We start from the raw sequence: 13,084 nt of genomic DNA, 5'->3' as shown, positions 1-13,084 counted from the left end.
GCGCCGCGATGCTGCTGTTTGCGATGCGGCGCGTGGCGGACCGTTAGTTGCGCTTTTCCCATGACGGTGAGCCAGGGCAACCTCGCCGGGATTCAGGACGGGATCGTCGCCACGCGTGCCGCGAGCGCCTCGCGCACCGCGGCGAGAACGCTATCCCAGTCTCCAAGCGCGGGCTGCCGGAACAACCGGGCGCTCGAATACCAGGGCGTGTCGCTGCGTTCGAGCATCCAGCGCCAGCACGTATCGAAACGGTTCAGGATCCAGACCGGCTTGCCCATTGCGCCCGCGAGGTGCGCCGTCGACGTATCGACCGAGATCACGAGATCGAGGGTCGACACGAGTGCGGCCGTGTCGGCGAAGTCGGCAAGCTCGCGGGTGAAGTCGACGATATCGGCGCCAGGCTTCCCTGCGCCACGCTCCTGCAACGCGGCAAGCTGCTGCGCGGGCGCGCCTTTCTGCAGGCTGAAGAACCGGACACCCGGCACGTCGAAGAGCGGAAGCATCCGCTCCAGTGCGATCGAGCGACGTGCATCGTTCTTTCGGAGTTCGGGGACATGAGGCCGATCGCCGCCCGCCCAGACGAGCCCCACTTTCAGCGCCGCCGGACCCGCTGCTTGACTCACCTTTGCTTCCCAGTGCCCGACCGCTTGCGCATCCGCAAACAGATACGGCGTTGTGCCGGGGAGGGTCGCGACATCGGTTTTGAACGCAAGCGGCAAGCTCAGCAGCGGACAGTGCAAATCGAACGGCGGCAATGGATCGCCTTGCGCGACGATGTGCGCGACGCCTTCCAGCGGCGCGAGCAGCCGAACCAGTTCGGGCTGGACCTCCAGCACCACCTGTGCGCCGCGCCGTGCCAGCATCGACGCATAGCGGCAGAACTGCAAGGTGTCACCCAGGCCCTGCTCGGCGTGCAGCAGAATCGCCTTGCCGTCGAGCGGCGCGTCGCCAAGCCACAACGGCACTTCGAACGAGCGTCGGCTCGCCGCGTTGCGCCTGCGCTTCCAGCGCCATTCGTACTCGTGCCAGCCTTCCTCCTGCCGGCCCATCTGCAGGAGGCACAACGCGCGATTCCAATGCCCCTCGACATGGTCGGGCTTCAGCGCGAGGGCCTGGTCGTAGCTGGACAGTGCGTCGGCGTGACGATTCATGTCGATGAGCGCGAGCCCGAGATTGCTCCAGGCGTCGGCGAGGCCAGGTGCCGCCGCAATGGCCTTGCGGTAACTCTCTTCGGCTTCCGCGGGCCGGTTCAGGTCGCTCAGGGCATTGCCGCGATTGCTCCAGGCTTCGGCGTAATCGGGCCGCAGCGCGAGCGCCCGGTCGCAGTTCGTTACCGCCTCTTCGGGTCGGCCCAGGTCGCGCAGCACGCAACTGCGGTTGTTCCAGGCCTCGGGCATTTCAGGCTTGAGCGCAAGCGCGCGATCGAGGCTCTCCAGCGCTTCGGCGGGCATGTCGAGTGCGCCCAGCGCCATGCCGCGATTGGTCAGCGCGTCGACGAAATCCGGCATCAGCGCGAGCGCGTGGTTGGCACGCTCGAGCGCCTCCTTGTGCCGCGATCTGGCATTGAGCGCGAACGCGAGGTTCGAGTGAATCGCCGCCTGCTTCCCGTTGATCGAGAGAGCGGTTTGCAGCAGGGCTATGCCCTCGTCGAGATGGCCCGTCTGCAAGGCGAGCGCGCCCAGCAACTGCAGTGCGTCGAAGTGTTTGGGCCGAACCGCGAGGATCTCCCGATAAATCTCGGCGGCTTCGGTCCACGCGCCATTTTGCTGAAGCGCGAGCGCCTGCTGAAGCAGGGCGTCGAGTTGCCGCTGATTGAGTGGTTTCCTCATGATTGCGTCTCGCACAGGGCGTGCTGCCGTGTGGGTCCATACAAAGTGATGGGCGAGATTATGGCCGATATGGCGCGTGGCCTTCGATTCCGACGTTTTTCCCGGAGCCGATGGGGCGCTGGCGCGGTCGGGAGCCTTGGCCTGCGCCGCACGGTCCAACGAATTCGATCACCTCGCGGCCAGGCACAGTAAAAAAGGCCCGCCTGAATCGCTCCAGGCGGGCCTCGCTGTTCATGGCGGCACGAACGCCGCCCAAAGAGGATCGGCGATCAGTGCGCGCCGATACCCTCGAGCACCTCGTCCTCCTCGTCGCGCTCCTTCAGGTACGGCGAGCGATAACCCGAGTGAACGCCCCAGAAGTAGAACACCAGCGAGAACAACGCCACCACCAGCATGTCCCAGCCGTAGGGAATCACGTTGCTGCCGCCGAACTGCTTGCTGCCGATCAGCGAAAGCACCGCCATCGTCGGCAGGTAGGCGCACAGCCACCACGCCGCCTTCAGGTCCTGGCCCCAGCCGCCCCAGCCCTTCTTGCCCTGGAAGTAGAAGTACACCGGCAGCGCCACGATCATCAGAAGAATGATCTCGCCCGTCAGCGGCCACTTCGCCCAGTACAGGATCATCGACGCGCAGACGAACGCGAACGGCGCGATTACCTTCATGAGCGGCACGGACAGCGGACGATCGAGGTCCGGCGCGGCACGCTTGAGCGCCATCAGGCTGATCGGACCGGTGAGGTACGAGATGACCGTCGCCACCGAGATCACCGCCGCCAGCGAACTCCAGCCGCGGAAGAAGAACATGAAGATGAACGACACGAGCAGGTTGAACCACATCGCGTTGCGCGGCACGCCGTAGAACGGGTGCACGTTGCCGAACATCTTCGGCATCGTGTTGTTGCGCTCCATCGCGTAGATCATGCGCGAAGTCGTCGCCATGTAGGTCGTGCCGGTGCCGCTCGGGCTCACGAACGCGTCCACGTACAGCAGGATCGCCAGCCAGTTCAGGTTCAGCGCGATCGCGAGTTCCGCGAACGGCGACTTGAAGGCGAACGTGTTCCAGCCTTTGAGCACGTCGGCGGGGTTGACCGCGCCGATGTAGGCGATCTGCAGCAGCACGTAGATCACGAGCGCGCAGACGATCGAGCCGATCACCGCGAACGGAATGCTCTTCGACGGATTGCGCGCTTCACCCGCGAGGTTGATCGGGCTCTGGAAGCCGTTGAACGCGAACACGATGCCGCTCGTCGCGACCGCCGTGAACACCGCCGACCAGCCGTAGGGCGCGAAGTCGGTCGACTGGCCGAAGTTCTCGTGGTGGAAGCCCGTCGTCATCAGACCGATGATGGTCAGGCCCGGGATGATGAACTTGAAGATCGTGATGGCGCTGTTGGCGCGCGCGAAGAGCGTCACGCCCCAGTAGTTGAGCATGAAGTACACGATCACGAGCAGCGCTGCGAGTCCCAGCCCCGAATGGGTTAATGACCCGTCGACGAAGAGCGCGTGTGCCCAGTCGTAGGGCCAGGTGCTCATATACTGGATCGAGGCTTCAGCTTCGATGGGGATCACCGAGACGATGGCGATCCAGTTGGCCCAGGCGCTGATGAAGCCCACCAGCGCGCCGTGAGAGTAGCGGGCGTAGCGCACCATGCCGCCCGACTCCGGGAACATCGCGCCGAGTTCGGCGTAGGTGAGCGCGATGGCCAGAATGACCACGGCGCCGATCACCCAGGCGCAGATGGCCGCGGGACCCGCAATCTTCGCCGCCTTCCACGCGCCGAACAGCCAGCCCGAACCGATGATCGAGCCGAGGCCCGTAAACATCAGCGCGAACGGGCCGATGTTCCGTTGTATTGATTGATTCACATTGTCTCCTGTCGACCTCACCTGGCGCTTTGGCGTCCGGTAGGATCCCATGCAATACGGTATGGACAGCGCGCGGGAGCGAGGCAGGCGAATACGGTACGCACGCGGCGATGTGCTGCGCCTGTCTCCGCAAGTCGGCGGGGTGCCGATAGCGCTGTTTTTTGTTGCGGTGCCCTGTGCAGGCGGGCGACCGCCGTTATGGCGGAGACGCGATGATGAAGTGGCGGGTCGCAGTCGTCTAATGCTGTATCAGCATGGGTATATGCAAAATTTGCATAACAGGCCGGAGCGCCTCCCTGCCCCCACTCGACGACGCCGGCCATCCTCGGGCGCTTTGGTCGCCGATGACCTCGCGGGCAGGTTCGGCGAACGCGTGGACGGCGTCCGGATGGCACGAACAAGTGTAGGCGATGGCCCGACGTTGACCGCCGCTTCGTGAGGGGTCACTCGACCGTCCGACCGGCATTGCCGAAATAGAAACGGTTGGTAAGCCGTTGCGCTTTGGGGACCTAGCTTGAGGAATTGCCCTGCATCTGCGTCGATATGCTCGGAGTTCTCATGCAAGCCATGAAGCCGTTCACGACGACGATCGAACCATGTCAACAGGACATCCCGCTTTTCGCAGCATTTTCAGGCGCCTTGTGTTCGCGGCACTGCTGACTTCAGCGATGTCGCTTCAGGGCTGCGCAACCGCCGTGGAGAATATCGCCGTGGGCGCCGGGCTCGGCGCGGTAGGAACTGTCGCGGCGCTCGGCTGCATGTTGACGTGCCAGGGACACGAACCGGGGTGGTAAACGCCAGCGCCAGCCAACCCGACTCACATTGTCATTATTGTCGCGTAGGCCGCCGCCCCTCCCGCCATGATGGTTCGATAGTTCACCTGCCCATTCGAGCGGAAAATGTGGCCGCCCTCGGACTCAAAGACAGATGACTGGGTAATGGGATCGTAGGCAAGGTAGAGATGAGTGGGCACTGAAAGTGAATCCGGTATCTTGTAAGGCAATATTGTCAGGCAGTTGTGCAAAAAAATAGGCATCTCACCCGTCGTAGGTTTGGGCTCAAGGGTCAGCGGATCGGCCTCGATATGTTTCATATCGCCGAAAAATGCCCATAAAAGACTCCTGGTCTCGGGCGACGGCTCCCATATGTTCGTGATCTGGGTTGTCACCTTCTCATCACAAAACGGCTTGCATTTCCCTACGCTAAACAGCCTGGAGGAAGATATTTTCCCCATGGCTTGCGTACTGATACCGGCGAGCATAAGCAAAATTCTCGTCGGCCTTAGCCCGCTTAAAAAAATGCTGTTCGCAAGATTGAAAATTTGCGTTCCCGAGTAGCTGGCGTCGTCGACATAGAGCACGTCATATTGTCCGGGCGGCAATCCCTTCTTGTGCTCTTGCTCTGGAATAAGTTTGGCACGCACACCAAAGCCAATGCCTTCCGGGTTCAAGTCCGGCATCCTTTCCGTGCCCAACACCAGCCCGGTAAGCCAGGCGTCGCTTTTCCAGTCCGAGTTAATGACAGGGTAAATCGGCCGCCTTTCTGCTTTGAGCTGCGCCACAACCACTTCGGCGACTTGCTGGGCAAAATGAAGTTCTCCAGTGCGCATCAGGAGAGATACATTCCACGCCGCTTCCAGGTCACGGTCCAGTTTGTCTTCCCAGGTTGGGGCGTTTAAAAGGCTTTTGATTTTCTGGCCCGCTCCATCTTCCCGGAAGTTCGCAATCTCATTGAGCTTCGCTTTGAGCCAGTCGGTGTACGCCTTCGTGCCATGGGGTACCACACCACCAAACGAACTCATGCTGACCAACTTGCTGCATTCGGCCAATTTTTCGAGGTTGACTCTATACATGAAGCGCACCTGTGCCTGGTTGATAGTCGAGTTCGCGCAATGAACCGCTGAAAGACGGATTCGGCATTCCCCCTACCGCCCCTGTTCAGTCTCAGGCAGCAACCCCAGGGCACTGCCCAGCGCCCGACCTCTTTCCCCCGCCGTCAGTTCAAGCAGAAGCTCCGGCAACGGCCTCGCCCCCCAATCCAGCGCCCGCCTCAGCATATAAGGCACAGGACTATGCGGCTCATAACGCATCAGATAATCGGCAACGACCGCCAGCAACCGGTACGCCTCCTCGCGCGACTGCAGCTTGTCGATCCGCTCGACGGGCCGGCTCTCCGGCATGCCAACCACCGGCGACTCCTGAATCGGTGCGACTTCAACCATCGCTTCCTCCTTCCAGTCCGGATGCAACGCGAGCCACTCGCGCAAGACACCCTCGATCCGCTCGATCGTTTCCAGCAGCGACGCGAAACCCGGCGCCTCCGCACCCAGCCGTGGCGTGCACCACGCATCGAGTTTCGCAATAGGCTCACGAGCCGCGCCAACGGCCCGCAACTGCGCATGCAATGCGGCGGGCGTAGCGCCCAGCACCGCCTGCACCAGCGCCATCGCCGCGCGCGCCGCTTCTTCTCGCTTCGCGGCCGGCACATCCTTGCGGTCCTTCACGGCGATCGCCTCGCGCTGGGTGGCCACCCAGCGAGCAAGCGTCAACGCGGATCCATCTGGCCCGGCACACAGAGCCACACGCCCCGCAAGCAGGGTTGGATAGTTCTGCGAAATCCACGCCAGCGGCGCGGCACGAAAGCCATAATCGCCATCGCGCGGCAGCGGATGCAAGCAATCCCAATGACGCGCACAGAGTTCGCTCAGCAGTTCGAAACATGCCGGCAGCGCGCCGCATCCGTATCGATGCAGCCAGCTCTCGCCCAGCCACGCCGCCAGCGTCAGGTCCTTGCTGCGCTCCACCAGCAGCGTACGGCATCCGGCTTCGACCTCGGCCCAGTCGGCCACTTTCAGCGCGGTCTGCCAGATGCCGGCCGGCAACGCCGGATCGTCTTCGCGGCGCGCGGCCTTGATCGCGTCGAACGCGGGATCGTGAAGCAACGAGACGCCGCCGGGCGTGTCGCCCGGTATCGGCTGAACGAGCGCTTCGATGTCGTAGATCGGCTTCATCCGTGCCCTGCTTCGGTATTGGCCGGCCACTGTCCGTAGCTGACGGTTCGCGGGATGTATACGCTGCTCCCCGGCGCCGAGAACGGCAGGTCCGGATACGAGAGCGCGGTCTTCGACGCCCCCGTCATGCCCACGCGCATGAACATGCGCGCGGTCTGGGTGGCGCCGTTGCGATCGCGCACCGGGACGCTCAGCAGCATGCGCGCGTTGCCCGCGCCCTCGGCGCTATCTTCCGGTACCGCATGAAGGCGCACGAGACGCAGCAGCGCCCAGGTGTCGTTGGCGGCCCAGGTGGCGTCCTCGCCGTCGACCGACAAGGTCGGTTGGGCAGCGTCCTGCATCGGCCGCCACGGTCCGTCCTTCGCCCAGCGCAGGCTCAGCGCGGCGGCCTGCCCCGGCGCCCAGCGCAGCGGCGAACCGCCGCTGGAGGGCCACGCGAGCGTCTGACCACCGCTCTCGACCGACCACTGGATCACCTGGTCGGCGCCGGTTTCGTCGGCGCGATCGATGCGCCAGTCCACCGCCACGTCGACGCCCACGAGCGCGCCGTCCGCCCCCCGCGCGACGAGCGCGTCGAGCCACGGCTTCGCGCGCGCGAGCTTAGCGAGGAACTGCTGCGCGTCCGGATGCGCGGCCCCGCTCGCCTCGGCCGCGCTCATGCCGCGTTGCGCGTCCGCGAGCTTCGCATCGAGCAGCGCCACGAAGGCCGCCGTCTGGCGCAGATCGGCGGCCGGTGCATTCGCGTCGGCGGAAAACGGGAAGCGTCCGGCCAGGTTGCGCGCAAAAGTGCTGCGCAACTGTTCGTACGCATCCGTGCCGGTGCCGATCTGCAAGCGGTAGCAGCGCTCGCGTGCCGACGAGACGAGCTGCATGCCCGCGCTCGCGATGACGTCGCCCGTTGGCGGCACGTCCGCCTGAGCGAGCGAGGCGCCGCAGGTGTCGAGGTCCATCTTGTCGAGCTGATTGGAGATGACGGCCGGCACGGCCACGAGCGCGCTGGCCGGACTCCTCGCGCGGTATTGCGTGAGATCGGCGAACAATGCCTTCCAGCGGGCCACGAGATGCGCATCCGCAGTGGACAGCGGCGGGTTCTGCGTGGCGAGCCAGTCGAGCGCGCTCGCGGCACCGGCCGCCGTGTCGGACACGGCGCTGGCTTGCGCGGCAAGGTAGGTTTGCAGCGCTTCGGGCGTTGCTGCGCCAAAGGCGCGCTGCGATCCGCCCGGGCTGCCGTTCCATCCCGAGAAGTCGCCGCGCAGCGGTCGAAACGGTTCGAGCGATTGCAACTGGACGTCGGTCGAGCGCAGCACGCCGAGCGCCGCGTCGCTCACGCGCAGCGCGACCGCCTGCGCGAGATCCGTGCGCCCGAGCGAATCGAAGGCATCGACGAGGTCGAGCGCGTTCTTGCGCAAGGCGTCGAAGGGCGGCGCCTGCGTTTGCGGCACATACGCCACGTCGCGCGGGGTGCCGGGCGCCGCGGGCTCCGATAGCGCCGCCACCATGCTGTGCACGGTGGCGTTGCCGGCCGCGGCGAGCAACGCGCCGCGCCACGCTTCGGGCGCCTGGGCGAGAAGCCCGGCGGCGTACTGCTTGTACGCGGGCAGCACCGCGAGCGCCTGCTGGGCGGAATCCGCCGTCACGCCGCGAATCTGGGCCTCGGCGCCGCCTTCGCCCGAGACGAACGACTGGCCGAGCAAGGTGCGCAACGCGTCGCGCAGCGGCAGCAGGTCTTCCGCGAGTTGCAGCCCGCTGCTGGCATTCGAATTCAGGACGCCCGGCAGGTTGCCGCTCGCGAGCCACCGCGCCGCAAAGGCGCTCTGCTCGCCCTGTTCGTGTTCCAGCACGGCGGCTACCGGTCCCGCGCCGATCAGGTGCAGCCCTTTCGCCGTATCGAAGGTGGCGCCAAGGCCCGGCACCAGCTCCTGGCCGTGGGCGCCGGCCCAGCCGTGGTCCGCCGTATCGACCTGGGTGGCGAGCGTATCGATGCGCGTCGCCAGTTCGTCGAGCGCCGCCGTCGTGGGCGCCGCGCCCGACGCCTTGAGGTCGCCCAGCATGGACTGGATCTGCGCTGCGTTCTCCGTGAGTGAGGAGTCCAGATAGATCTGGTCGAACCAGTGATCGAACGTCTCCTCGAAGCAGACGCTCGTGCGCGCGCGCGCCGCAAGGGCATCGGTGCCGTCGAACGGCAGCGCCCCGTCGTCGGCTCCGTACACGCGCAGGGCTTCGTCCAGCTCCGCGCGATCCTGCACGTGATCGGGCGGAAAGCTCGCACCCGCCGTCCCGAGCATGAGGTGGGCCAGCATCGCGGTGTTGCCGCTTTCCGGATCGACGAGTTCGTTGTAGCCCTGGACGAGCCGCTCGGTCTGCGCGGCATTCGCCACGAGACGCGTCCCCATGGTGTAGTCAGGCAGATCCTGGGGCCGCCGCGCGCCGCTCGCCGCGGCGGCATCGCTGGCCGACGGGTCGGATGCCGCGGTCGTGTCGGCGCAGTTCAGACTGGCGAGACGGCTGACAAGCCGCTCGCGCAGCGGTGCGAACACGAGCCCGCTCAGCATGTGGTGCTGCGCTTCGGTAAGCCGCTGCCGCAGGCCGAACCAGGACAGCGGCATGAACAGCGTCGAAAGCTGCCAGCGCGGCACCTTGACGAACGTATCGGCCGCGCTGCCGAGCACGCGCTTCGCCGCCGCTTCGCTGTCGCTCGCCGCCGATTCGTGCCATGCCACGCCGGCCAGCGTCAGCGTGTCGTAGGCGCCCGCCAGCGCATGCGCGTCGCTGCGTACGTGCCAGGTCGCCACGCCCAGCCCAACGCTCCATAAGCAGCCCACTACGATCGCCAGCGCGGTGGCCACGCGGTAGCGCCGCATCCGCAGGGCGAGCACGCGCGGAATGGCGACGGTAAGGCCCTGCCCCCGCATCAGCAGGTCGTGCCAAAGGCGCGACGCGAAGACCGGCGGCGCGGCGGCAGCGGGTTCGCCCGGCTCGGCCGCGAGCGCATCCAGCGCGCGCGGCACCGCGCCCACGCACCAGATGCCGCGCATGAGCGGCGCGGTGCCGTCCGCGGCCCCGCGCAACGCGGGCTCGATGTGCTCGCACAGCGGCTCGCGCAGGGCATCGAGGCGCTGCGGCAGCAGGAAGACATCGCCGTCCAGCGCGCCGTCGAGCGTGCCCATTTCCGTGATGGTCGCCGCGAGCGCGCGGCACAGATCGGCAAAGGCGTCGTCCATCCACGCCGGCTCGAACGTGCGCCGCAGCGCGTATGGAGAAGCCCAGCCCAGCGGGGTCTCCGCACGCACGCGCTTTAACCGCGCCGCGAGCGTGTCGAAGCCCGGCACGGCGTCGCAGCCGGTCACCACGATGTAGAGCGGCAGCATTTGCCCCAACTGCCGCTGCAGCGCGATCAGCGTCCGCGAGGCCTCGATCGCCGCATTCGTGTCCGCGCGCGGTTGACCGTTTTCGTCGATCAGCGTGTCGTGCGCCACCACCCAGAGCAGCGCATCGAGCGGCCGACCGGGACGGTTGCGCAGCAGCGCGCGCGTGAGCCGCCGCCAGGCGCCGCGCCGACGCTCGGCCGCGGTGCCGAGCACGTCGCCAGGCTCCGCGAGCAGGATCCCTTCCGCGTCGTGCCAGACCCGGCCGTACCATGCCGGCTCGCCAACCGGAGCGAGGCGCCAGCTACGCGCGAGCGCGTCGAGCGCCGCCGGCGTTCCCGTCGCCAGCACCCGCGGCACGGAGTACGCGTCGCGCACGCCCATGGCGGCATGCACGGCGCGGATCACGGCGTTGAAGCTACGCAACGGCTGGCGTTCGTCGCGCCCGCGCAACCAGCGTATGAGCAGCGCAATCAGCACGCACGCCAGCAGAAGCGCGATGAGGACGAGGAGGACCGTCACGAGCGTATTCGTCATGGCCGCGCTCCCGCCTGCAGCGAATCTCCGCTCGCATCAGCGCCATCGAGCGTGCCGTCACGCGTGCCATCATGCGCACCGACGGTAACGGCGACGACCCGTTGCACCGCGACCGGAGGCGCCAGCGCGAGCGTTTCGGCCGGCGTTGTCGAAACAGTCGGCGTGGCAGGCGTCTGCGGCACGCTGGTGGAAGGCCACGGCGCACTGCCGCCGAACGGCGCCAGCGGGTGCACCGCGCCCTGCCTCTCTGCACGCGGCAACACCACGCCCGAGGTCGTGGTCGCATCGACATGGGTCGGACGTTCCGCCACGAGCGAAATCGCCTCGAACCGATCGAGCGCGGGCCTCACGGGCGCGGTCGCGAAGAGCCACAGCAGTTCCGACATGCCGATGAGCGCCGCGCAACCGCCCCCCACGAGGAGCGCGAGGCGCGCGCGATCCGGAAACATCTGGCCGAGCGGCCGAACCTCGCCCGGTGCCAGTGCGGTGCGTTCGAGCGGCGCGCTGAGGCGTTCGGGTTCGGGATCGCGCTGCATGGCGAAGGCGAACAACGCATGGCGCAGTTGATCGTGGCGCAGCGCGCCGGCCTCGCCTCGCAGCCGTCCCTTGAAACCTAACGTGAGGCAGGCGAGGTAGACGTTCGCGAGATCGCGCTGCGACGGATCGCGTTGCGCAAGCAAGGCCTCGATGGCGGTCGGCACGCGTTCGCCCGCGGAACGGGTGCCGAAAATCCGCGCCTCGAGCGGCTGCGTTTCCCATGCGCTCGCACCGGGCCACGCGGAAAACAGCAGCCGTTCGTCGAGCAGCGCGACGTAGGCATACTGCGCGGCGGCGATGTCCGCTTCGCCCGCCGCCCCCGTCCACGCCATCGCATCGCGCGCGAGCTTGCGCGTGGCGACTTGCAACTGGGTGGCCAGCGCATCGGCTTGCTGCCGGGCATCGGGGCGCGCTCCGCCGTCGTCGGCGGCGCTGGTCTCTCCTGCCGGTCCGGCCCGCTCGGCAAGGTGCGCGCGCGCTTCTTCGGCGTGCGCGAACGCCGCGACAAACGCACGCGTCAGCGGCAAACGCTCCTGATCCTTGTTGGCGGAGTCAAACATCGCCGGCTCCGGATCGGCGGCCATCGTCGTCTCCATCGTCGGACGGCGTGAACAGTTGCACCGCCCAGGGAGCGCGCCCCGTAGCGGCGGACCGCACCTCGATACACAAGGGCTGGGTGCGGTCGAACCACGTTTCCTCCGACGAAAGCATGAAGAGCGTCGTGTCGTCGCCCGTGGCATACGCGGAGCGCTCTTCGCGCGCAAGCCGGCGCCGTGACAGCCCGCGCATGCGCTGGCGCGCGAGCGTCGCCACATGGGGACGCGACGCCACCACGGCCTGATCGAGCCACTGGCTCGCATCGTGTTCGCCGGCGTCGGGAGGCATACGCAAACCGATCACGAGTTCGCGCGGCACGCTGCCGCCGCTACTACCGCTACCACCAAACGGCGGCGCAATCCAGAAACTGCCTCCCTCCGCGTTGAACGCGCGCACGCGATAGCCCTGCCGTATGGTTGCAAGAGCATCCTCCGTCCATTCGAGCAGCGGATCGAACGATGCAAGCAACTCCATGTAATCGAATGCCGCGAAGGCGGGCACGCCGTGCGCGGGACGCAGCGCGGCGAGTGCGCCCGCCATGCCGGCGACCGCGCGGTAAAGCTCGGCGGGATGCGCAACGCCCGTGGCGAGCGTCGCCTCGACCTCCGGCAAGCGGGTCCAGAGCGCGCAGAGCTGACGCTCGATCAACGCGGCATCGTCGCGTTCCTCCGCGCGCTGGGCCGCCTGCAACCGCCCCGCGAGAAAAACGCACTTCTCCCGCACGCGCATCAGCACCCGCATCACGCGCTGACCGAGCAGCGAGTCGGCGCGCACGAACGGACACGGCGCGGCGTACTCCGTCACCGCCACGCCGCCGCCCTGCTGCTTGAGGCGCATGAGCGGCAACCGGTCGAATTCGTGCCGGCCGAGATCCGTCATCAGATGCAGGCGCGGCGACCAGGTGGTGATCGAAGCGGGCTCGCCACCCGAGACGAGGTCCGGCACGTCCGTGCTTTCGCGCTGCCGGTAGCGCCCCGCCTGGGGGTCCAGTTGCCCGCTCCGATAAAGCGGCGGCACCGCGAGATAGATGGTGACGGCTTCATCGGGCTCGCTGAACGCGCGGGCCACGTCGACCTCCAGCACCGGATCGAGCGGCGTGTGGCGTATCGCGAGGCCGTCGGCCAGGATCGCCTCCAGCGCGCTGATACGCACGAGGCCTTGGGCGAGGCCCGCCGCGTCGTACTCGAGCGAGAGCACGCCCCAGTAATGGGAACGCGCTGCGCTGGCCAGCAACGCGGCATGACCTGCCGCGTGCAGCGCCTGGGTCTGAAAGTGTTGCGGCAGCAAAGGCATGCCGTCGAACCAGCAGACCGGATCGGGAAATGGGATGCGCATAGCGGAGAA

7 protein-coding genes are annotated in these 13,084 nt (G+C 66.8%); all 7 read right to left on the bottom strand.

Translation table 11 applies throughout. The annotated features are described in order from the left end of the window. Positions 1-92: 92 nt before the first annotated feature. A complete protein-coding gene (locus WJ542_RS28490) occupies positions 93-1,829 on the bottom strand; it encodes a tetratricopeptide repeat protein (protein ID WP_411192901.1) in 1,737 nt (578 codons plus the stop codon). A 269-nt stretch (positions 1,830-2,098) separates the two neighbouring features. After that, positions 2,099-3,694, bottom strand: coding sequence for an APC family permease (locus tag WJ542_RS28485; protein WP_411192900.1), 1,596 nt, complete (start codon positions 3,692-3,694; stop codon positions 2,099-2,101). An 817-nt stretch (positions 3,695-4,511) separates the two neighbouring features. Further along, entirely contained in the window at positions 4,512-5,546 is a 1,035-nt protein-coding gene (locus WJ542_RS28480) for a hypothetical protein (protein WP_411192899.1), read from the bottom strand. Between the two features lie 72 nt (positions 5,547-5,618). After that, the gene (gene tssA / locus WJ542_RS28475; protein WP_411192898.1) at positions 5,619-6,704 is read right to left on the bottom strand and encodes a type VI secretion system protein TssA; all 1,086 of its coding nucleotides are present in this window, start codon (positions 6,702-6,704) and stop codon (positions 5,619-5,621) included. After that, complete coding sequence (locus WJ542_RS28470) at positions 6,701-10,606, bottom strand: type VI secretion system protein (RefSeq protein WP_411192897.1); 3,906 nt, start codon at positions 10,604-10,606, stop codon at positions 6,701-6,703. The genes tssA and WJ542_RS28470 overlap by 4 nt, the downstream gene beginning before the upstream one ends. Then, positions 10,603-11,703, bottom strand: a complete 1,101-nt coding sequence (locus WJ542_RS28465) for a DotU family type IV/VI secretion system protein (RefSeq protein ID WP_411192896.1) — start codon at positions 11,701-11,703, stop codon at positions 10,603-10,605. The genes WJ542_RS28470 and WJ542_RS28465 overlap by 4 nt, the downstream gene beginning before the upstream one ends. Continuing rightward, positions 11,696-13,075, bottom strand: coding sequence for a type VI secretion system baseplate subunit TssK (gene tssK / locus WJ542_RS28460; RefSeq protein ID WP_411192895.1), 1,380 nt, complete (start codon positions 13,073-13,075; stop codon positions 11,696-11,698). Before tssK ends, WJ542_RS28465 begins: the two co-directional genes overlap by 8 nt. Positions 13,076-13,084: the final 9 nt, after the last annotated feature.

Origin of the sequence: Paraburkholderia yinzeri (genome assembly GCF_046581065.1) — a bacterium.
Classification (GTDB): Bacteria; Pseudomonadota; Gammaproteobacteria; order Burkholderiales; family Burkholderiaceae; genus Paraburkholderia.
The sequence above is the reverse complement of the archived record's forward strand: the minus strand, read 5'-3'. Positions and strand labels throughout refer to the sequence as shown.